At 37.3% G+C, this 23217-nt stretch carries 15 protein-coding genes; 10 read left to right on the plus strand and 5 right to left on the minus strand.

The genetic code is table 11. From position 1 onward, the window contains the following. The first annotated feature begins 756 nt into the window (after positions 1–756). From B9O19_RS10705 to B9O19_RS10745, 9 genes are all read left to right on the plus strand, one after another. A complete protein-coding gene (locus B9O19_RS10705; RefSeq protein WP_102365211.1) occupies positions 757–1929 on the plus strand; it encodes an IS110 family RNA-guided transposase in 1173 nt (390 codons plus the stop codon). Positions 1930–2606: 677 nt separating this feature from the next. Beyond that, complete coding sequence (gene epsC / locus B9O19_RS10710) at positions 2607–3290, plus strand: serine O-acetyltransferase EpsC (protein WP_169925284.1); 684 nt, start codon at positions 2607–2609, stop codon at positions 3288–3290. A 37-nt stretch (positions 3291–3327) separates the two neighbouring features. Continuing rightward, positions 3328–4731, plus strand: coding sequence for a cysteine--tRNA ligase (gene cysS / locus B9O19_RS10715; protein ID WP_102366406.1), 1404 nt, complete (start codon positions 3328–3330; stop codon positions 4729–4731). Positions 4732–5018: 287 nt separating this feature from the next. Beyond that, a complete protein-coding gene (locus B9O19_RS10720) occupies positions 5019–5420 on the plus strand; it encodes a Mini-ribonuclease 3 (protein ID WP_102366407.1) in 402 nt (133 codons plus the stop codon). A gap of 103 nt (positions 5421–5523) precedes the next feature. Further along, a complete protein-coding gene (locus B9O19_RS10725; RefSeq protein WP_102366408.1) occupies positions 5524–6387 on the plus strand; it encodes a YitT family protein in 864 nt (287 codons plus the stop codon). A gap of 124 nt (positions 6388–6511) precedes the next feature. After that, a complete protein-coding gene (gene ligA, locus B9O19_RS10730) occupies positions 6512–8512 on the plus strand; it encodes an NAD-dependent DNA ligase LigA (RefSeq protein WP_102366409.1) in 2001 nt (666 codons plus the stop codon). 106 nt (positions 8513–8618) lie between these two features. Further along, complete coding sequence (gene rpsO, locus B9O19_RS10735; protein ID WP_102366410.1) at positions 8619–8882, plus strand: 30S ribosomal protein S15; 264 nt, start codon at positions 8619–8621, stop codon at positions 8880–8882. A gap of 169 nt (positions 8883–9051) precedes the next feature. Further along, on the plus strand, positions 9052–11139 hold the full coding sequence (locus B9O19_RS10740; protein ID WP_102366411.1) for a polyribonucleotide nucleotidyltransferase: 2088 nt from the start codon (positions 9052–9054) through the stop codon (positions 11137–11139). 107 nt (positions 11140–11246) lie between these two features. Beyond that, on the plus strand, positions 11247–11651 hold the full coding sequence (locus B9O19_RS10745; protein ID WP_102366412.1) for a secondary thiamine-phosphate synthase enzyme YjbQ: 405 nt from the start codon (positions 11247–11249) through the stop codon (positions 11649–11651). A 288-nt stretch (positions 11652–11939) separates the two neighbouring features. Here B9O19_RS10745 and B9O19_RS10750 read toward each other — a convergent pair whose 3' ends face one another. From B9O19_RS10750 to B9O19_RS10770, 5 genes are all read right to left on the minus strand, one after another. Continuing rightward, complete coding sequence (locus B9O19_RS10750) at positions 11940–12701, minus strand: SDR family NAD(P)-dependent oxidoreductase (protein ID WP_102366413.1); 762 nt, start codon at positions 12699–12701, stop codon at positions 11940–11942. 86 nt (positions 12702–12787) lie between these two features. Beyond that, a complete protein-coding gene (gene ileS, locus B9O19_RS10755) occupies positions 12788–15907 on the minus strand; it encodes an isoleucine--tRNA ligase (RefSeq protein WP_102366414.1) in 3120 nt (1039 codons plus the stop codon). A gap of 604 nt (positions 15908–16511) precedes the next feature. Beyond that, on the minus strand, positions 16512–17528 hold the full coding sequence (locus B9O19_RS10760; protein ID WP_102366415.1) for an MraY family glycosyltransferase: 1017 nt from the start codon (positions 17526–17528) through the stop codon (positions 16512–16514). A gap of 85 nt (positions 17529–17613) precedes the next feature. Next, entirely contained in the window at positions 17614–19038 is a 1425-nt protein-coding gene (locus tag B9O19_RS10765) for a hypothetical protein (protein WP_102366416.1), read from the minus strand. Positions 19039–19061: 23 nt separating this feature from the next. Then, on the minus strand, positions 19062–19580 hold the full coding sequence (locus tag B9O19_RS10770) for a hypothetical protein (protein WP_102366417.1): 519 nt from the start codon (positions 19578–19580) through the stop codon (positions 19062–19064). 980 nt (positions 19581–20560) lie between these two features. Here B9O19_RS10770 and adhE point away from each other — a divergent pair. Beyond that, positions 20561–23143 carry a bifunctional acetaldehyde-CoA/alcohol dehydrogenase gene (adhE, locus tag B9O19_RS10775; protein ID WP_102366418.1) on the plus strand — a complete coding sequence of 861 codons (2583 nt, stop codon included), beginning with the start codon at positions 20561–20563 and terminating at the stop codon, positions 23141–23143. The last annotated feature ends 74 nt before the right edge of the window (positions 23144–23217 follow it).

Here is a 23217-nt window from a genome sequence, read left to right on the forward strand (position 1 = left end):
ATTATATTTGTGCAGACGTCCTTTTGGGGCGTTCGTAAAGGGATGTGCGGAATCCGCACACCCCTTTTTGCTATAGTTTTATTTAGTCAATTTTTAAAAAGAGTATATATAAAATAGGGATAGTTTCATTAAACAGTTGTCTTAAAAATATTGCTAATTAAATATATTAACAATACTTAAAATGAGTAATGAAATTTGCTGTCCATTTTATTGTCTGTTTTCTATGTATATTCACGTTTCGCGTGAGATGGTAGTCACCTAACGCGGTGTGCAAGTAAATATATCACAACTAAGCAATTTATTATATGACACCTAAGTTAATTATTGGAGTTTATAGTTTGTATAACATTATATGGCTTATATAACATACACTTTTAAACAAAAGTGTAGCCACAATTGACACTGTAGATAATGGCAAAACAAGTTATTTAGTATCACACCCACCTGAAAGGTGGGGTCACAGGCCTTGCAGGTTCATCAATACAAACTACTTTGCATCACACCCACCTCGTATAATAAAGTAGTAGTTAATATTGTTCGATTTTAAGGGCATGTGCTATAATGTTATTAGATACTGTGGATTAGTTACACCCACCTACCACTTGATGGTTTCTTGAAGGCTCTAACCACAGTCTCTTTATACATTTGTTAATTAGTTAGATACCGCACGACGGTTTATTTAGAACGAGGTTACAATCGTAAAGAGTATCTGTGGTCTAAAAACAGTATCAAATATTTTTCAAAGGAGTTTTTAGTATGATTTTTGTTGGTATCGATGTTGCAAAGGACAAGCACGACTGCTTCATTTGCAATTCTGACGGCGAGGTTTTATTTAATGCTTTTACTATTCAGAACACTATAGAAGGTTTTAATTCTCTTTATCAAAGAATTGAATCTGTTTCAAAAGATTTTAACAAAGTAAAAGTAGGGCTTGAAGCTACAGGACATTACTCATACAATCTTTTGGGTTATCTTCTTGATAAAGGTTTGACTACCTTTGTTATCAATCCATTAAATACCAATCTCTTCAGAAAGTCTCTCAGCCTCAGAAAGACTAAAACGGATAAAATTGATGCCCATACAATCGCTATGATGTTAATGTCTAATGTAGACTTAAAGTCCTACTCAGATATATTATATCACAACGAAGAATTAAAGTCACTAACCAGATACAGATTTTATAAAGTTTCTGAAAGAGCAAAACTCAAAACCACTGTTTCCCGGCTTGTGAACATACTTTTCCCGGAACTTGAAAAACTTGTTCCTTCGCTGCATATAAAATCTGTCTATACTATGCTTTCAGAGTTCCCGTCAGCCCATCATATTGCAGAAGCCCACTTAACGAAGCTTACAAACCTGCTGCATACTGCATCTAGAGGCAGATATGGCAAAGATACTGCAATTGGTTTTAGGGAAGCCGCAAAAAACTCAATCGGTTCAGACATGCCAGCAAAATCTCTTGAGCTAAAGCATACCATAAAGCTAATACAAGAACTTACAGCAGAAATTGAGGAGATAGAAGCAGAAATCAAGCATATTATGGATAACATAAACACGCCTATTCTGTCTATCCCGGGTATCAGTTACACAATGGGAGCTATGATAGTAGCAGAAATAGGTGATTTCAGTAAGTTTTCATCTCCTGATAAAATACTTGCGTATTCAGGAATGTCACCATCAACGTATCAGTCAGGACAAATAACCAATAGCTATTCACACATGGAGAAACGAGGATCGCGTTACCTTCGGTACGCATTATACAATGCAGCAAAATATGTATGTCATTGGGATGAAACCTTCAAGAATTATCTAGCAAAAAAGCGAACTGAGGGAAAACATTACAATGTTGCAATATCTCATGCAGTAAAAAAGCTAGTGAGAGTAATCTATCATTTACAGAAAACGGGTCAGAGTTACCAAGCCGTTTGAGTTTATGTAATACTGTATTTTTAATATTATTTTTTTAAGCAATTTACTATTGCTTTATTTGACATACAATTTTCTAGTTTCCTTATTTGACCGAAAAGATTTTAACTTTTTTTATTTTTCTATTGACTTTTAATAGTTAGTCTTCAGGTGGAGTCGCACCCTACTGACGTTCACTAAGACGCCCCTTTATTTTTTATATTGAATTTTAGTTTTACAAAAACAAGTTGCTTTGTATAATACACTTCTTACAAGTGTGGTAATAGTTACATTTTCGATGATTGTTATATTATATTTTATATAATTTTTTTATTTTATACACCCATAATTTTTTCGTCCAATTTATTGTATCCTATCCACACCTTTAATTTTTTGTCTAGTTTTCTGTTGAATTTCCAAATTAAATATTATGCCTGTATTAAATGTACACGCAATATAACATAATAAATCTTTGTTCTTTATATTTTCTTTAATTGAGTTTCTAAACTATAGCATTTTACGTTGTCTATATATTAGTAATTTGATATAATTTATAAATACTACAGAGAAAAAAACGGAAAATTTTATCCAATAACTATTGTGCGGTAAGAAGATTAGTGTTATAATTGTTGCCAGGTTCAATATAAATATATTATATCAAAAAATTGCCCTGTTTGGCATAATGGAGTATGTTTATGGGAATTATTAAGTTAATCAAGAATGAAATACATTTGACTTTTGAACGTGACCCTGCGGCTCGTTCCAAAGCTCAAATATTCTTTCTTTACCCCGGAGTTAAGGCGATTATATACCATAGAATTGCACATAAGCTGCATGGTATGGGAAGATATTTTTTAGCTGACTGGGTATCTATGCACGCTAGAAAAGTTACCGGTATTGAGATTCATCCCGCCGCCCAAATAGGTAAGAATGTGTTTATTGACCATGGTATGGGTGTGGTGATTGGAGAAACTGCTGTTGTCGGTGATAACTGTACCATATATCAGGGTGTTACTCTGGGAGGAACCGGTAAGGACAAAGGAAAACGTCATCCAACGATAGGTAATAATGTTACAATAGGCAGCGGCGCTAAGATTTTAGGACCATTTACCGTTGGGGATAATTCAAAAGTTGCCGCAAATGCGGTGGTTCTCAACGAGATACCGCCGAACAGCACATGTGTTGGCGTTCCGGCGCATATTGTAAAAAGAGAAGGAGTTAAAATTGCTCCTGCAAAGCATGTTTATGTCGCAGACCTAGACCAAATTCATTTTCCCGATCCGGTATCTATGGACTTGTGCAGTTTGAGAAATTCTATAGAGCGTTTGTATAGGAAAGTTGAGAATATTGAGTGCGGTGATTATAAAGAAGATGAAACCGATTGATTGGATATAATAAATTAGATGAAAGGGTTTTCTACATATGAAATTATTTAATACGCTTACTAGAGAAAAAGAGGAATTTGTTCCTATAAAACCGGGGGAGGTTAAGATGTACTCCTGCGGTCCGACGGTTTATAACTATTTCCATATAGGAAACGCGCGTCCGTTTATAATATTTGATACGTTAAGACGTTATCTAGAGTATCAGGGATATAAGGTTAGATTCGTTCAGAATTTTACTGATATTGATGATAAGATGATAAACAAAGCCAATGAGCTTGGAATCACTGTTAAAGAACTGGCTGATAAATATATAGAAGAATATTTTATTGACGCAAAGGGACTGGGAATTCACCATGCAACAGTTCATCCAAGAGCTACTGAAAATATTGACGCTATAATAGATATAATTCAAAAATTGGTTGACAGCGGTTATGCGTATAATGTTGACGGAGATGTGTATTACAGCACAAAGAAGTTTAAATCATATGGAAAACTATCGCACCAGCCGCTTGAGGATTTGGAGAGCGGAGCAAGAATAGAAGTTAATGAGGATAAGCACGAACCTATGGATTTTGCTCTTTGGAAGAAGCAAAAACCCGGAGAACCTGCATGGGAAAGTCCGTGGGGGATGGGACGGCCGGGATGGCATATTGAGTGCAGCGCTATGGCTAACAAATATCTTGACAAGACTATTGATATTCACAGCGGCGGTCAGGACCTTATTTTCCCGCATCATGAAAATGAAATTGCTCAGAGCGAGGCGGCAAATTGCTGTCAGTTTGCGAATTATTGGGTTCATAACGGTTATATAAACGTTGACAATAGAAAGATGTCTAAATCATTGGGCAATTTTTTTACCGTACGAGACGTTGCCAAAGAATTTGATTATGAAGTTATTCGTTTCTTTATGCTTTCAGCGCATTACAGAAGTCCGATAAACTTCAGTAAAGATTTAATGGAATCGGCAAGTTCTGCTCTAGAGAGAATTTATACATGTATGGACACATTAAAATTCTTAAAGGAGACAGCAAGCGGAGAAGACGCGAGACCGGAAGAGATTCCCGTGCTTGAAGCGGTCAATGGTTATAAGCAGAAATTTATAGACGCTATGGATGATGATTTAAATACAGCGGACGCCATATCAGCTATATTTGAGATAGTATCAGAAGTAAACAAAAATATTACCTCCGCTTCTGAGCCGAGCGAATATCTTATAGAATATATATTGTCAGTTTTTGACGAGCTTGGCAGCGTTTTGGGAATACTTGGGCGCAAAGAGAAGGAAACGGTTCCGGATGAAGTAAAAGAGATGCTTGAAGAAAGAAAAAATGCGAGAGCCGATAAAGATTGGGCAAAGTCTGATTTAATCAGGGATAAGCTGAAAGATTTTGGCTATTCAGTTAAGGATACAGCTCAGGGGCAGCAGTTGATTAAGTTATAATTAATTTAAATTACTGCTTTTGGAAAGTTTAAATAAATTAGTTTTATAATAAAATCGGATTTGCTGTTTTAGCTGAATGATAGAATAGCTGTGCGGTAAAACCTGTTTAACTAATTAAATATTATTATATCCGCCTCTTTTTGAGGCGGTATTTGTTAAAATAAGAAATTAAAATACGATTTGGAGGAACCATCTCTTATAGGGGATACAGAGTGAGATATAAGTGAATAAGTTTTGTAATATAGCACAAAATATTATTACGTCTCGGTTTGTAAAAATTAAAAGATATGATAAATGTTATTTTAGAGAATTTAGGTATAGATAAGCTGCCGCCGGAGCAGTATTCACCATTGACCTTAGCTTATTTGGGTGATTGTATATATGAGTTATATGTTAGGAGCTATTTAGTTAAGGATGGAAATGAGAATGTAAACAAGCTTCATAAATCAGCTACAACATATGTTTGCTGCAAGGGACAGGCGGAGTTTTTCAGGAAAGTAGAAAGTTTGCTGTCAGAAAAAGAAATGTCAGTGTTTAAGCGCGGAAGAAATACAAAATCACATGTGCCAAAAAATTCTGAAATGTCGGATTACCGTGTGGCAACCGGAGTAGAAGCGCTGTTTGGTTTTCTTTATCTTTCGGGAGAAGAAGAGCGGATATGCGAATTACTTAAACATATTTTTGATTAATAGATTTGCCTGTTTGTTTTTATAACGCAATGAACAATTTGCGTAGGATTTTACATAACAATAAAATTAAAGCAATTATTATAAAACAAATGGGGCGGTATAATTGAAAGAAAAAGTTCAGGATATATTGTTAATATTGCTTGGCGGAAGTATTATGGGTTTTGCTCTGGATTTTTTTCTTGTTCCGTCTCAGGTCACTGCCGGAGGTGTCAGCGGTGTATCAACAGTATTGTATTATTTGTTTAACCTGCCTATTGGATTAATGGTATTGGTTCTCAATATTCCTATTTTTATTTTAGGGTTTATAACATTTAATTCTAGATTTTTAATCACTTCTCTGATAGGAACAGTTGCGCTTTCAGTATCAGCTCAATTTTTTGAACTTGAAATATTCAGGAGCTTTCAGCCAATATCAAATGATATGCTGCTCTGTTCGGTATTCGGCGGCTCAATATATGGCGTTGGTCTTGGTATAGCTATGCGTTCGGGCGGTACAACTGGCGGTACGGATATACTTTCTCTTGTGCTGAAAAAATGGTTTCCGTCAATGTCTGTAGGTCAATTTATTATAGCTATTGACGGTATAGTAATACTGGCGGCAGGATTGGCATTTCAGAGATTAGACACGATTTTGTATTCAATAGTTATGCTGTTTGTTTGCTCGTATGTTTTGGATACAATGCTCGAGGGCGTAAATTTTGCAAAGATTGTGTACGTTATTTCTGACCATAATAAGGAAATAGCCGAAATGATTGCGTCTGAACTTAACCGCGGTTCAACGGCGCTTTCCGGATTTTCAATGTACAGCGGAAAAAACAGAGACGTTTTAATGTGTGTAATGAGAAAATATCAGCTTCCGCCGTTGAAAAAAATGGTTATGAATATAGATGAAGGCGCCTTCGTGATTGTAACTGACGCAAAGGAAGTAATAGGACAAGGCTTTAGAATAAGAAACAAATTGATATAATTTAAGATTATAAAATCCTGTGACTTGTTATGCGGGATTTTATTGTGCTATTATACATCTTGAATCTAAAAGATTTTTGAGTTATAATATCAAATATATAATTTAACTTTATAAAGGTGAAAAAATGGAAAAAACAGAAGCTAAACAGCGTATTGACGAACTGAAAGAAATACTGAATGAAGCGAACAGAAGTTATTATATTCTAGACGCTCCTGAAATCAGTGACTTTGAATATGATAAGCTCATACGAGAGCTTATTGTATTGGAGGAAGAATATCCGGAGTATAAAACTCAGGATTCACCCAGTCAGAGAGTGGGCGGCGGCGTGCTTGAGGGATTTGAACAGGTTACTCACGCCGTTCAGATGCAAAGCCTTACTGATGTGTTTGATAAAGAGGAACTTTTTGATTTTGACAATAGAACAAAGTCATCTCTCGGTTTAGATACTGTTGAATATGTAACAGAGCTTAAAATAGACGGACTTTCGGTTTCACTGGAATATAGGGACGGAATGTTTTTTCGTGGTTCTACCCGAGGCGACGGAAATATTGGCGAGGATATAACTAATAACCTCAGGACAATAAAAAGTATCCCTCTAAAGCTGACGGAACAAATTCCATATTTAGAGGTAAGGGGAGAGGTGTTTATGCCAAAACCCGCGTTCCTTCGTTTAAATGAGTTGAGGGAAGTGGCGGAGGAGCCGCTTTTCGCAAATCCGAGAAACGCCGCCGCCGGTTCGCTCAGACAATTGGACAGCAGTGTTACGGCGCAGAGAAGCCTTGATATTTTTATTTTTAACGTACAGGCTGTTGAGGGAATGGAGTTTGTCACTCACAGCGAAAGTCTTGATTATATGCGGAAATTGGGATTTAAAGTTATTCCTGACAGGCGGATTCAGCACGGGATTGACGAGGTCTATGATGAAATAATGAGGCTTGGTGAAATGCGCGGCAATTTAGACTTTGAAATTGACGGAGCGGTTGTAAAAGTAAACAGTTTGGAAGAGCGTTTGTTACTTGGGTCAAATTCTAAAACGCCCAAATGGGCAACAGCTTATAAATATCCTCCTGAGCGTCAGGAAACTGAGTTAATTGATATAGTGCTTCAAGTTGGGAGAACCGGAGCGGTGACGCCTAACGCTGTTTTTAAACCTGTGAGAGTTGCAGGTTCGTTGGTATCAAGGGCTACTCTTCATAATATAGATTTTATTCATTCAAAAGATATAAGAATAGGCGACCATATAATAATTCAAAAAGCCGGAGACGTAATACCTGAGGTCGTTGAGGTTATAAAAGATAAGAGGAAGCCTGACGCTGCCAAATATGAGATGCCGGATGATTGTCCGGTTTGCGGCGAACCTCTTGAGAGAATAGATGATGAAGCGGCTACAAGATGTACTAATTCAAACTGTCCGGCACAGCAGCTTAGAAGCATAATTCACTTTGCCTCTAAGGGAGCTATGGAAATTGACGGCTTAGGTCCGGCAATAGTTGAGAAGCTTATTGATGAGGGTTTGGTTAAGACCTGTGCTGATTTGTATGAGTTAAAAAAAGACGATATAGTAAGTTTGGAGGGATTCGCTGAGAAATCCGCTTCAAATCTTATAGAGTCTATTGAAAACTCCAAGTCCAGGGGGCTTGACAGACTTTTGTTTGCGCTGGGAATACGGCTTATTGGTTCCAGAGCTGCAAAGCTGATTGCAGAACGTTTTGGCACCATAGAAAGTGTAGCTGAAGCAAACGCCGAGCAAATTGCAGAAATCCCTGATATAGGTGAAAAAATGGCTGGAAGTGTAGAACATTATTTTTCTGAATCTGCAAGTATTGAGTTAATTGAACATCTGCGCAAATGCGGGGTGGATATGACTTATGAAGCAGTGGAAAAAGGCGGTATATTTTCAGGAAAAACGTTTGTGATAACCGGCACCTTGCCTGGAATGAAACGCAGCGAGGCAAAGAAACTTATTGAGGACAACGGAGGTAAGGTATCGTCAAGCGTATCAAAAAAGACAGACTACCTTTTGGCAGGCGACGAAGCCGGCAGTAAGCTAGACAAGGCAAATAAGCTGGGAATAAATGTTATATCTGAAGAAGATTTGGAAAAAATGCTTGACAACAATTTCTAATTGTGTTATTATAACCTGCGGTAACCTATGGCTTAAGTTTTGGGATATGGATTCACCGCCCTCTACTAAGCTTTAAGGGGCTAATATAATATGGAGGTGACACAACATGGATAAGGACATAAAGCAGGAGATTATTGAAAAATACGCTACACACCCGGGCGACACTGGTTCGCCTGAAGTTCAGATTGCTCTTCTTACACAAAGAATTAATCACTTAAATGAGCATTTGAAGATTCATAAGAAGGACCATCATTCAAGACGTGGTCTGCTTAAAATGGTCGGTGTTAGACGTAGCTTCTTGAAGTATCTTGAAAAGAAAGATATTACAAGATATCGTGCTATCGTTGAAAAGCTTGGCTTGAGACATTAAAAACAATTGACGGCAGCCTGCGCATTTTTCAGCGTGGGTTGCCTTTGGTTTATTTTGTAAACAAAGAGGTGAGCTCACTTTAGCAGTTAAAAATATGCATTGGCGCTGATAATGCCTGTTTTTAAGTGCTAAACGGGCCTCTCTTTTAAAATATTTAGGAGGTTTATTTATGTCAAAGATTTATGAAACAGAAGTTGCCGGAAGACCCCTTTCTTTGGAGTTTGGCAAGGTTGCTGGTCTGGCTAACGGTTCAGTAATAGTAAGATACGGAGACACAGTTGTTATTTCATGTGCTACTGCGTCAGACAAGCCGAGGGATGGTATTGATTTCTTCCCTCTCAGCATTGATTATGAAGAAAAAATGTATGCTGTCGGAAAAATTCCGGGAGGATTTAACAGACGTGAAGGAAAGCCGTCAGACCACGCTATATTGACGTCGCGTGTTATAGACAGACCTATGCGTCCTTTGTTTCCAAAGGATTTGAGAAACGATGTTTCTATTGTTTCAACAGTTGTTTCGGTTGACCAGGATAATTCGCCGGAATTCTGTGCTATGATAGGTTCATCTATAGCTGTCAGCGTTTCAGATATACCGTTTAACGGTCCTGTTGCAGCTGTATATGTCGGAATGATAGACGGTGAGTTTATTATAAATCCGAATGTTGAGCAGAGAGAAGAAAGCGATCTTAACCTTGTTGTTTCAGGAAGCGCTAAGAAAGTTGTTATGATAGAAGCCGGCGCCAATGAGGTTTCTGAGACTGATATGTATAACGCTATTATGTTTGCTCATGAAGAAATCAAGAAGATTTGTGCCTTTTTGCAAAAGATAGTTGACGAAATCGGAAAGCCGAAATTTGAATATGAGCATGTTACAGTTGATCAGGCTTTGTTTGACGATATAAGAGACTATGCAGAGGAGCAGGTTAAACAGGCGCTTGACACGGATGATAAGACTGTCAGAGACGCAAGACTTCTTGTTGTATATGAAGATGTTTATGTTCATTTTGAGGATAAATATCCGCAGGAAGAATATAAAGACCAAATTGATGAAGCTCTTTATAAGCTCCAGAAGACAATAGTTAGAAACTGGATAATGTATGAAAAGAAACGTGTAGACGGCAGGGGAATCCTGGAACTTAGACCTCTTTCATCAGAAGTTGGTCTTTTGCCTAGAGTGCACGGAAGCGGTTTGTTCAGCAGAGGACAAACCCAGTGTTTGTCTGTAACCACATTGGCTCCTATCGGAGACGCTCAGACAATTGACGGTGTTGGTCTTGAAGAATCAAAACGTTATATGCACCAGTATAACTTCCCGTCATACAGCGTTGGTGAAACCAGACCGTCACGCGGTCCGGGAAGACGTGAAATCGGACACGGCGCTTTGGCAGAACGCGCGCTTTTGCCTGTACTGCCTAGCGTGGATGAGTTCCCGTATGCTATTCGTGTAGTATCTGAGGTTTTGAGTTCAAACGGTTCAACTTCACAGGGCAGTATTTGTGGTTCTACATTATCATTAATGGATGCAGGCGTTCCGATAAAGGCACCTGTAGCCGGTATTTCTGTAGGTCTGATAACCGATCCTGAAGATGATGATAATTTTATTACAATGGTAGATATTCAGGGATTAGAGGACTTTTTCGGCGATATGGACTTTAAAGTTGCCGGCACTAAGAAAGGTATAACCGCAATTCAGATGGATCTTAAGGTTGACGGTCTTACACCTGCTATTATCAAAACAGCATTAGAACAGACAAGAAATGCCAGATTCTATATTCTTGATGAAGTTATGCTTAAAGCTATAGCTGAGCCTAGAGAAAATATTTCAGAGTATGCTCCTAAAATCATTAATATGGCTATACCGGTTGACAAAATCCGTGAGGTAATAGGCAGCGGCGGTAAAGTTATACAGGGTATTGTTGCCGATACCGGAGCAAAAATTGATATTGAAGAAGACGGTCGTATTTATATAGCAGCCGTTGACACAAAAGCCGGCGAGCTGGCTAAAAAGATGATAGAGGATATAATTAGGGAACCCGAAGTCGGAGAAATATATGACGGTAAGGTTGTTAAGATTATGGACTTTGGCGCATTTGTTGAAATACTTCCCGGAACTGACGGTCTTGTCCATATTTCAAAGCTGGCAAAAGGCAGAGTTGAAAAAGTGACTGACGTCGTTCACGAGGGCGATATGATTAAAGTTGAAGTTATTGAGATTCAGCCGAATGGTAAAATAAATCTGAGAAAGATTGAAGATTAGTTTTTAAATATTTAAGCGGTCGAGTTTAACATCTTTGTTATACTTGACCGCTTTTTGTCATTGTGATACAATTACAATAAATATATTTTGTTTTAGGGGTGGATTTTATGCTATATAAGATAAATATACACACAGGAAGAGGAGACCAAATGATAGATATTACCGGAAAGGTTCAGGAATCGGTTAAGGATTCAGGCGTTAATTCAGGTCTTTGCACCGTCTATGTTCCTCATACCACCTGTGGATTGACTATAAACGAAAATGCCGACCCTGATGTGCAAAGGGATATTTTGATGACTTTAGATAGGCTTGTGCCATATGATGACCCCAACTTTCATCATTATGAAGGAAATTCAGCAGCTCATATTAAGTCAGGGCTTTTTGGCTTTTCACAGAATATTATTATAGAAAACGGACGGCTGCTTCTTGGAACTTGGCAGGGGATTTATCTATGTGAGTTTGAAAGGGTTAAGACTTCAAGAACGGTATATGTGAAAATAATGGAAGGATAAACAGTTATCCTAAGAATTACTAATGAGTAATGGATATAAGATGTTTATCTTAATATTTTTATATGTTAAAAAACTCTGTCATTGATGTTAAGGGAACGTTCTTTTACTACTATGACTAGAGGTCTAAAGAATTGGCTTTTGCGCATATTACAAAAACTTTTATACTTTAATAACAGTCTAATACGCCATTGTGGAATATTCCGCAATGGCGTTTGTTTTCAGTCTGAGATTGCTGATAAGCAAGCTATTATTGCAAATTAATTATTAGTATAAATGCTATATAAAAATTTAACCTTTGCTTCTTTGAATATTGTATGCGACTTTTGCGGCGAGCCTGTCAGATAAAAACCTAAGGCCGAATTTTCCTAGTTTCATTGTGGTTCCGGGTATTATGACAGTCTTTTTCTTAAACATTTTCTTAACTGCGTACGAAGCCACGTCAGCGCTCTTAAGTCCTTTAATAGCAAATTTTACTCCGGCGGTGTTGTTGAAACTTGTGTTTACCGGACCGGGGCATAACGCGCCAATGTAAACATTTGAACCGCTCTGCCTGAGTTCCATAGCTATAGCTTGGGTAAGTCTGAGCACATATGCTTTGGTTGAATAATAAGTTGCCATCAGCGGTCCCGGCATAAAAGCAGCAGAAGAGGCCACATTTAAAATATATCCCCTGTCTTTTTTTATAAAATCGTTTAGAAATAATTTTGTTAGTATATGAAGTGCGGTAATATTGGTATCTATCATATTAAGTTCAGTATTTATATTTGTATTGTTAAACTCTCCGAATAAACCAAATCCAGCATTATTAATGACTATTTCCAAATCGTCTTCATTAGCGATTCCCTGAACATTTTGATATAATTCAAGGCAAGCGTTTTTGTCCGACAAATCAGAGGATATTATATATGATTTCGTTTTAAGCGAATCCGCTGTTTTTTGAAGTCTTTCATTATTTCTTCCGACAAGTATAATATCATAACCTAAATCACTTAATTTCTCGGCTATATCACGTCCTATACCGGAACTTGCACCTGTAACCAACGCTTTCATAAAACTCCTCCTAAAGTATAAAATCAGGGTCACATAATAGAAAAAATTCTATCGGTGACCCTTAGATTATTTATTATACTATTATATTATACTTTTTCAACTGAGATTATAACTTTTTCACCGTTAATATCCCATTCTTTTCCGTCATTTTCTTGATTTTGAATTTCATCAGCTAAAGTCTGTGTTTTTATTTCATCAGCAAATTTAACGAATATATCATTTATTTTATTGCTTCCGCTAAAGTAGATATTTATACGGTCTTTTACTTCAAATCCGGAATCTTTACGCATTGTCTGAAGTTTGCTTATTATCTCACGAAGGAAGCCTTCCTCAATCAAAGCGTCGTCAAGATTTGTGTCAAGAATTACGGTAAATCCACCGTCACTGTCTGAAACAAGCCCATTCATTTGCTGGGTTTCAATCAAAACGTCATCTTTTGTTATTTCAACGTCAGTGCCTTGTACATTGAGCTTCAGCGGGCTTCCTGAATTTAGAACAGACATAACCTCTGCTCCATCCATCTTAGCCACCTCGTCAAATATAGGACGCATTAGCTTACCATACTTCGGACCCATTGTTCTCATCTGAGGCTTAAATTTGTATGATATAAATCCGCTGGCGTCTTCAACAAACTCAACTTCTTTAATATTGAGTTCATCGAGAATTATATAAATATAGTCCGGATTAATTTCAGTATTTGATTGAATATACAGTTTTTTAAGCGGCTGACGGTTTTTTATGTTAGCTTCATTACGGCATGCGCGGCCAAGCATTACCACCTTTCTGACAGCGTCCATATCTTTCTCAATTTCAGGGAAAGACAGCTTTTCATCCATAGACGGATAATCACAAAGGTGAACGCTTTCTGGAGCGTTTTTATCAACCGACAATACTAGGTTCTGATATATTTGCTCAGTCATAAACGGTACAAAAGGAGCGCACACTTTAGAAAATTCTACCAAGACAGTATAAAGCGTCATATATGCGTTAATTTTGTCCTGAGTCATTTCAACCGTCCAGAATCTTTCACGGCTGCGGCGGACATACCAATTGGACAGCTCGTCTGTAAATTGTGTTATAGCCCTGGCTGACTCAACAATTTTATAATTGGCAAGGTTATTGTCAACCTCTTTTATTACACCGCTTAATTTAGAAAGAATCCATTTATCCATCACTGAAAGTTTATCAATATCCAGTGTGTATTTTGTCGGGTCAAATTCATCTATATTTGCATAGAGAACATAAAAAGCATAAGTGTTCCATAGAGTACCCAGGAATTTTCTTTGTGACTCAGACACGTTCTTTTCTGAGAAACGGTTCGGCAGCCAAGGAGCAGAGTTGGAATAGAAGTACCAGCGTATAGCGTCGGCGCCCTGCTGATTTAGAACATCCATCGGAGCGACAACATTGCCGAGGTGCTTGCTCATCTTCTTTCCGTGTTCGTCCTGAACATGTCCCATTACAACAACGTTTTTATAAGGAGATTCATCAAACAGCAATGTGCTTATTGCCATTAATGTGTAGAACCATCCTCTGGTTTGGTCTATAGCTTCACTGATAAAATCAGCCGGAAAGTGCTTTTCAAACAGCTCTTTATTCTCAAATGGATAATGCAGCTGTGCAAACGGCATAGAGCCGGAATCGAACCAGCAGTCAATAACCTCAGGAACTCGGGTCATTTCACCGCCGCATTCCGGGCATTTTAATTTAACTTCATCAACATATGGCTTATGAAGCTCAATATCATCAGGGCAGTTTATTCCCATTTCTTTAAGCTCTTCTATTGAGCCGATAACATGTTTATGTCCGCATCCGCATTCCCAAATAGGCAGTGGGGTTCCCCAATATCTCGAGCGTGACAGACCCCAGTCAATAATATTTTCCAGGAAGTTACCAAAACGTCCGTGTTTAATATTGTCAGGCATCCAGTTTACGGTCTCATTATTAGCGAGAAGTCTGTCGCGTACGGCAGTCATTTTTATAAACCATGTGTCGCAAGCGTAATACAGAAGAGGGGTGTCACATCTCCAGCAGAACGGATAGCTGTGTTCAAAAGGTATTACTGAAAAAGCTAAGTTTCTGTCCTTTAGATTACGAATTATAAGCTTATCCGCATCCTTAACAAAAAGTCCGCTAAGGTCTCCTGTGCCGTCAACAAACTTACCCTGACTGTCAACAAGATTTATAAAAGGAAGGTTGTTTTCAACTCCGACGCGGTTATCATCTTCACCGAAAGCCGGCGCTGTATGTACTATACCGGTACCGTCTTCCATAGTGACATAATTATCAGCAACAACCCTATATCCGTCTCCCTCAGGCTTTGCAAAATCAAACAATGGTTCATAATGCATACCGCACAGGTCTGTGCCAATATATTCTTCTAAAATTTTATATTCGCAGTCCTTAGGCAGAACCTTTTCAAGCAGGGCTTTTGCCAAAATATACTTTTCATCTCCGCATTCGATTTTAACATATTTCTCTGACGGATTCACGCATAGGGCAACATTTGAGGGAAGGGTCCATGGCGTGGTAGTCCATGCGAGAATATACTCGCCTTTAGGAGCGTCTTTTATTTGAAACTTTACTATAATAGAATTTTCTTTAACGTCTTTATATCCCTGTGCAACTTCATGGCTGGACAGAGCGGTTCCGCAGCGAGGACAATAAGGCATGATTTTATGACCTTTATAGAGAAGTCCCTTATCCCAGATTTGTCTGAGAGCCCACCAAACCGACTCAATATAATCATTGTGGTATGTTACATATGGGTTGTCCATATCGGCCCAAAAGCCAACGCGGTCACTCATTTCTTCCCAATCGCTTTGATAAACAAAGACGCTGTCTTTACACTTTTTGATAAAGTCTTCAACGCCATAATTTTCTATTTGAGGCTTGCCGCTGATGCCAAGGCTTTTCTCAACCTCGAGTTCAACTGGCAGACCGTGGGTATCCCAGCCGGCTTTTCTCTCAACCAAGTATCCCTTCATCGTGCGGTACCTTGGAATCAAATCCTTAATTGCACGAGTAAGAACATGACCTATGTGAGGTTTTCCATTTGCGGTAGGCGGTCCGTCAAAAAAAGTAAAGATTTCGGCTCCTTCACGATTCTTTATACTCTTTTTAAATATATCGTTTTTCTTCCAAAAGTCAACGATTTCCTTCTCTCTGTCAACAAAAGAAAGGTCGGTTGATACTTTGCGATACATTTAAATCCCTCCAATTCTATAATAAATTAATTCTTAACAAAATATATACTCATTAATTTTTTCGATAATTAACCTTAATATTGTATACTAATTTAAAGGATGTGTCAAGGGCTGTAAAGAGGTTTTTTAAGCCTCTGAAATTTGAATTAAATTAGATAAAAAGCCGCTTAATTTATTATAGACTTTCAAATGTTTGCGGACAATACTGGAATGTGTATTTTACAATTTAGTTTATTGTATTATATCTTTAAGGCTAATATTTTGAAGACGAAATAATATTTTTTTATGATATATTATAACATGAACAGCGTTAATATAAAAATGAAAAGGGTAAAAAACCTAAAAAATCTACTGTACTGCATTTCCAATCTAAAGTTCAAAGTGTCCATTAAAATATATATAATATTTTTTGTGTTTGGGTTACAGATATTTTAGTAGTAATATAAGAAAATTAGTGTATATAATACACTTAAGATGAAGGTGTTATTATTGTCTGACTTAAACTTTTTACGTATCTTTTTAGAAATTAAAATATAGATATAATAATTTTGAATTGAATATATAAATTAAAAGCACCGGAACATATATAGTTCGGTGCTTTTGATTAAAATAAATCTTCGTTTCTGCTTGCAATCTCTTCAGCGTGGGAGGCTTTTAACTTTGCCAGTTCCAGCGCTCTTTTATTTTTAACTTGCTTTCTGTTTTGAATTTGATTTTTACTTGAATATGTTTTGCTATAATCTGGAGCAGCATTTCTTTTTGAAAATAACGCCTTGTTCTCCTCATCCGCCTGCATATTTGCAAGCGCTTCAGCATGTTCTCGTTTGGCTAAAGCAAGCTCTAAAGCTGTTAGCTTTTTTGTCGGCGGTGTTATTGTAACAGGCTCAGTTTTTTTCTTTCTCTTTTTTTTCTTTACGGCTTTTTCAGCTTTTTTAGCTTTTTTCAAGATTTTTGGCTCCGAGACAGTAACATACTTTTTCTTTTTTAAAGGAGTTTTGGCACGGAATAATGCTTCTGTGTTATCATCCTTTTTAAAAGTTCTCAAAAAGTATTTAGGATTCAGAGCGGCGCCGATAGTTCTGAAAAATCTTCCCTCAGCCAAAGCGTAGTCAGGCATTTTGGCAAAAGCATATGTAAACAGCGTTCCGATTAAGAAAAATATCGGTGGCAGCCAAATTGACGCATATGGCTGAAACTCTAAAATTTCACCAATTTCAGATGAATTTATGCTTGAAATACCAAGTGTAACCAATACAGAAAATCCTATGCTCAAAAGTGTTCCAACGGCCGATACACAAAAGTTTATAACCTGAATAAGTCTAAATCCAAATAAAGACATTATAAGAGCAGCAAGACCAAAGACGAGGAGCACTATACAGCCTATCATCAAAAGCTGTATTTCAGGCGGAGTAGTCACACCAAAAAAGTCAAAAAACTTTGAAACCATACCAAAAGCGATTGATGAAATGCTGAACCCTTCAGTTACATCATTCAGTTCAATCGAATTTATTCCAAACATCGGCAAGCGCTGTGAGATAAACAATAAAATATAGGCAGCAATCGCAAATGCTTTAAAACTAACTTTCTGCAAAGCTGTTATGAAAAGCTTTTCTGTTTTCATTCGTTAACCCTCCTTGCCTACGTATGTTTTATTATAATAAAAATAACTTGTTTCGTCAATACATAATTAGAAATTTTGTCGGTTTTTAGTCTAATACCCCAAGTTTTATAATTCTTCCGGAGCGAAGGAGCCCCAGCATAGCCCAATACATTATAAGAATACGAGGTTCAAACAAGTTAGAATCCAGCAGTGAAGAAATAGAAATTCCAAGCAGAGCGGCAAGTCCGGCGGCAAATATAATTTTTTGGCGCGGTGTGGCTCTGAACATACATGTTATGGAAGAGTGTGCAATTCTTAAAATATAATACATAAATCCAATCATAAATACAGCGCCGACATCTATGAGAATGTTAAAGTACACAGCGCTGATGTGAAGGTTGGGTATGTTTATCAAAGTGCCGCCTTCCCCGTAATGCTGAGCTGTGGAATTATATATGTTGACAAAGTTGTCTGTACTCACTCCAAATCCATTTGTCCAGAAATTTCTCAAAGTATAGACAATGTTTTCAATAATATTTCCGTTATTGCTGCCGTTTTGCCACATTAATATAATGTTGTTGAGTACGCGTCCTGAAAAGAACGGCGTCAAAAACAGAATCATTGGTATATAACGTCTGTCAGTCAAAATGATTACGATAACAAGCTCAATAAAATAAGCAATGAACGCGGCTTTAGACTGTGTGGCCGAGATAACCCAAAAAGATACTCCCATAACCAGTATTGAATATATAAACCGTCTGATTTTAGATTCTAAAGTTATGGGATAAACAAATGCGAAAGGAAAAAGCAGCACCAATATTTCGGCAAAAATTGTCGAATCCCCGTAAACGCCTTGTATAGCTATGCTCGGATTGTCGGCATGATAAGCCTGAACTATCCCGGTTATACACAAAACGACCATTGCCAGGAAAAGAGACATTAAAATTAATTCTAAATCATCCTGAGTTCTGACTGTGAATGATATCAGAAAAAATAAATCAACAGCCAATAAAAAGTATGAAAGGGATTTGCAAGCCGCAATCGGTATTGACATGCTCATCATAGCTATAAACATGAATATAATTATGTTTATCAGAATAAATATAACGCCTGTGCGCTGAGTGGAGTTATGAGAAATATAAATCAGCGATACGAGCATGAAAGCCGGGACCATATAAAAATTATCCCATAGAGATGATGGGAATAAAAGCACAAACAGCAGAAACACACCTATATATATAGGATGAAACTTGAGCCTTGAACGGGGAATATAAAAAGCAAACCGGCGTATGCCTATTGTGGTATATCTGTAAAACGCACTTGCATACCAGGCTTCGCCGACAACTTTAGTATTAAAAAATATTTCAAGATACTTATTATTCATAATTTTTTTTTCAAACCAAGTTATAATTGCTAAAGTCTTACTATGAATAAAATCGTATTTCAGACGCGGAATCAGAATATTTGTGATCCACATAATTATCTCATATAAAAAACTGTTTTTATATATGTCTATTATCTCTTGTCTCACATTTATATCCTCCAAAAATCTCATTAACGAATATCGCTGATATAGACATCAAAAATTACGTCACCAATAATGATTTGAGCAGATTGACCCATCAAATAAATGTTTTTATCAATTTTTATACCGTGGTCTGTCTTCATACATTCAACCGTTGTAACAAATTCTGCTTTAGCCCGAACAGGCTCAGGCGTTGGAAAAGGTGTGGGAGACGGCTGGTCTTCATCATCGTTTTCATTATTTTCAGCGCTCCCGTTTGATATTGCGGCTACGGAATAATTTTCAGTTATTGGAGTAAGATTTATATTATCAAGCACACCTATTTCATTACCATAGCTTCCGTCAATGCAAATGTCGCCGTATTCAACTTTGTTTAACAGGTCGATTGGCGAGCTTTCACATACATAGGTAATAGTGTAGGTTTCATATTTATTGTTTCCCCTGCCCCAAGCTGATTTGTATATAAGAGCGGCGACGCTGAGAATAATGATTGCAAGCAGCAAGATATCTATTATATTTAATTTCCAGATTATTTTTTTCGAAAGCATAATTTATCTCCTATATATGTTTAAATTGCCACATTAATACATTATATATTATATCGCTTTTTGATATTTTTTTCAATCCATATTTTTAGTTTTAATATTACAAAATATTTACTAATATTATTTAAGATAGAATTTTAAAATCTTTATATGATTTATTTGAAGATTTTATCATTCCGATTACAGAAAGAAGCGGCGGTAGATGTTTTATAAAGTTTTATATTAGAAAAAATTGTTTACATTTCAACTGCGACAAACAATTTTGATCTGACAATGCTTGTATAAATACAATACTTTTTCAATTATATTAAATTTAAAACGAAAGATTAGTATCAGAAGGTGTTTTTAGTGAACATCGGCAGGGTGTGCGTAAGCACACCTCGTTAGGTGAGCTATAATATCACGCTTAGCGTGAAAATATTTAAAACTATTTGTTATAAATATTTTTACTAATAAATTTTTCCGATATTGAGTACTTTACGCAGCAAACTGCTTTCGCACTGCGTATTTAAAAGAAATTGATAAGTGTCGTGAAAGATGAGTGGTAACGGGAATTATTTTAATTATAGTTAACTTCTATATCATAAAAACATATGTCATCTATTGTTAAATTTCAGAATTTATAAGATAGTTTATCTAAACAATAAGTTAGATAAAAGTTTAACAAAGCGGCTGATTTGTCATAATTATTTTTTGTGAAAAATGTTTTTTAAATTGGATTGACAAATATTTAACAAGTGTGTATAATGTGTATTGTAAAGAGATTGATAAATATTTAACAATTTATTCCGTAATAAAGAATAAAAGCAAAACACTTTAGTCTGTGAATCTCATTAATTATTTATAGTAAAAGTTAAGTTTTTATAATATTTACAGAAAAGTGATTTATGATTAGCATATTATGGATATAATTGTTATTAGGCCTAATTTAGGCTTCACTAAGAAAATTAATTAATTTATATATCTGAGAGGAGTAAGAACTTATGGTAAGTACAGTTCAGGAACTTGAGCAGGAAATAAAAAAGGTAAGGAAAGCTCAGCAGGAGTTTGCGAAGTTCTCACAGAAACAGGTTGATGAAATATTTAAGGCTGCTGCTATAGCCGCCAATAAACAAAGACTGCCGCTTGCAAAGCAGGCGGTTGCAGAAACCGGAATGGGAGTAGTTGAGGATAAAGTAATAAAAAACAACTATGCAGCCGAGTATATTTACAATAAATACAAGAACACAAAAACATGCGGTGTTATTGAAGAAGATTCCGCTTATGGTACAAAGAGAATAGCTGAACCAATAGGCGTAATAGCTGCAGTAATACCGACTACTAACCCGACTTCAACAGCTATTTTTAAGACTTTGATTTCTTTAAAGACAAGAAACGGTATTATCATAAGCCCTCATCCCAGAGCAAAGCAATGTACTATTGACGCGGCGAGAATTGTATATGAAGCCGCTGTAAAAGCGGGTGCGCCTGAAAATATTATTTCATGGATAGATGTTCCGTCGCTTGAGCTCACAAACATGCTTATGGGAGAAGCTGATACTATTTTGGCAACCGGTGGTCCTGGAATGGTTAAGGCCGCATATTCATCAGGAAAGCCGGCGCTCGGTGTCGGAGCCGGAAACACACCTGCGATTATAGATGATACTGCCGACATTCTTTTGGCAGTTAGCTCAATAATTCATTCAAAGACTTTTGACAATGGTATGATTTGTGCTTCTGAGCAGTCGGTTATCGTACTTGATTCCGTATATTCAAAGGTTAAAAAAGAGTTTGCCGACAGAGGATGTTATTTCCTCAAAAAGAATGAGATTGACAAGGTTAGAAAGACCATTTTGATAAATGGAGCGCTTAACTCAAAGATTGTTGGTCAGTCTGCTTATACAATAGCGAAACTTTCAGGAGTTGATGTTCCTGAAACTGCTAAGATATTAATTGGTGAGGTCAGCAGTGTTGAACTCAGCGAAGAGTTTGCGCATGAGAAACTGTCTCCTGTTCTTGCGATGTATAAAGCGAAAGATTTTGATGAAGCGATAGGAAAGGCGGAGCATTTGATTGCTGACGGCGGATATGGACACACCTCAAGCGTTTATCTGAATGCGGTTACTGAAAAAGATAAACTCAACAAGTTCCAGGCCGCTATGAAAACCTGCCGTATATTGGTTAATACCCCGTCATCTCACGGAGGTATAGGAGACCTGTATAACTTTGATTTAAACCCGTCACTAACGTTGGGATGCGGTTCATGGGGCGGCAACTCTGTGTCCGAAAATGTAGGAGTTAAGCATCTTATTAATATAAAAACTGTTGCTGAGAGGAGAGAGAATATGCTTTGGTTCAGGGCTCCTGAGAAGGTTTACTTTAAGAAAGGCTGTCTGCCGGTAGCTCTTGAAGAGTTAGGCGTTATGGGTAAGAAAAAGGCGTTTATTGTTACTGACAGTTTTCTGTACAGCAATGGTTATACCGACCCGGTTACAAACAAGTTGGATGAAATGGGGATTAAATACAGCGTATTTTCAGATGTAGCGCCTGACCCGACCCTTGCCTGCGCTATCGACGGCGCCAAAGCTATGACGGCGTTTGAGCCTGATTGTATTATAGCAATCGGAGGCGGAAGCGCAATGGACGCTGGTAAAATTATGTGGGTTCTGTATGAACATCCTGAGGCTGACTTTATGGATATGGCAATGAGATTTATAGATATTCGCAAGCGTGTGTACACATTCCCGAAAATGGGAGAAAAGGCTATGTTTGTAGCAGTTCCGACATCTGCCGGTACCGGAAGTGAAGTTACTCCTTTTGCAGTAATAACCGACGGCGACAGCGGTGTTAAGTATCCGCTTGCTGATTACGAGCTTATGCCGAATATGGCTATTGTTGATGCTGATATGATGATGAATGCGCCCAAAGGTTTAACGAGCGCGTCAGGTATTGACGCTGTTTCACATGCTCTTGAAGCTTATGCTTCGGTTATGGCAACTGATTATACTGACGGTTTGGCTCTGCGCAGTCTTAAAATGATATTTGAATATTTGCCGAGAGCCTATGATAATGGTCCAAATGACCCGGTAGCGCGTGAAAAAATGGGAAATGCCGCTACTATGGCAGGTATGGCGTTTGCTAATGCTTTCTTAGGTATCTGTCACTCTATGGCGCATAAGCTTGGAGCCTTCCATCATCTGCCGCACGGTGTTGCAAACGCATTGATGCTTGAAGAGATTATGAGATTTAATGCTAGTGAAGTTCCTACAAAGATGGGAACGTTCTCGCAGTATGACCACCCTCATACTTTGGCAAGATATGCAGAAGTTGCTGATTATCTGGGATTTGGCGGAAAGACTGATGAAGAAAAACTTGAGAATCTTATCAAAGGCATAAATGAACTGAAAGAGAAAATAGGAATCAAGAAGACAATAAAAGATTATGGAGTGGACGAAAAAGTATTTTTGGATACGCTTGACGAAATGGTAGAGCAGGCATTCGATGATCAGTGCACCGGAGCAAATCCGAGATATCCGCTTATGAAAGAAATTAAAGAGATGTATTTAAGGGCTTACTACGGCAAATAAATATTGATTAACCGTTGTTGGTTTGTTATAATTAATTTAAGAGAATCCCGCCGTTGGCGGGCTCCGCTTAAATT

This window comes from Monoglobus pectinilyticus (assembly GCF_002874775.1).
In the GTDB taxonomy this organism is placed as follows: Bacteria; Bacillota; Clostridia; order Monoglobales; family Monoglobaceae; genus Monoglobus; species Monoglobus pectinilyticus.

Excerpts from the sequence above, each read along its gene's own strand:
- B9O19_RS10705 (WP_102365211.1), top strand. The coding sequence starts at position 757 with ATGATTTTTGTTGGTATCGATGTTGCAAAGGACAAGCACGACTGCTTC.
- cysS (WP_102366406.1), top strand. The coding sequence starts at position 3,328 with ATGAAATTATTTAATACGCTTACTAGAGAAAAAGAGGAATTTGTTCCT.
- B9O19_RS10720 (WP_102366407.1), top strand. The coding sequence starts at position 5,019 with ATGATAAATGTTATTTTAGAGAATTTAGGTATAGATAAGCTGCCGCCG.
- ligA (WP_102366409.1), top strand. The coding sequence starts at position 6,512 with ATGGAAAAAACAGAAGCTAAACAGCGTATTGACGAACTGAAAGAAATA.
- rpsO (WP_102366410.1), top strand. The coding sequence starts at position 8,619 with ATGGATAAGGACATAAAGCAGGAGATTATTGAAAAATACGCTACACAC.
- B9O19_RS10740 (WP_102366411.1), top strand. The coding sequence starts at position 9,052 with ATGTCAAAGATTTATGAAACAGAAGTTGCCGGAAGACCCCTTTCTTTG.
- B9O19_RS10745 (WP_102366412.1), top strand. The coding sequence starts at position 11,247 with ATGCTATATAAGATAAATATACACACAGGAAGAGGAGACCAAATGATA.
- B9O19_RS10750 (WP_102366413.1), bottom strand. The coding sequence starts at position 12,701 with ATGAAAGCGTTGGTTACAGGTGCAAGTTCCGGTATAGGACGTGATATA.
- ileS (WP_102366414.1), bottom strand. The coding sequence starts at position 15,907 with ATGTATCGCAAAGTATCAACCGACCTTTCTTTTGTTGACAGAGAGAAG.
- B9O19_RS10760 (WP_102366415.1), bottom strand. The coding sequence starts at position 17,528 with ATGAAAACAGAAAAGCTTTTCATAACAGCTTTGCAGAAAGTTAGTTTT.
- B9O19_RS10770 (WP_102366417.1), bottom strand. The coding sequence starts at position 19,580 with ATGCTTTCGAAAAAAATAATCTGGAAATTAAATATAATAGATATCTTG.
- adhE (WP_102366418.1), top strand. The coding sequence starts at position 20,561 with ATGGTAAGTACAGTTCAGGAACTTGAGCAGGAAATAAAAAAGGTAAGG.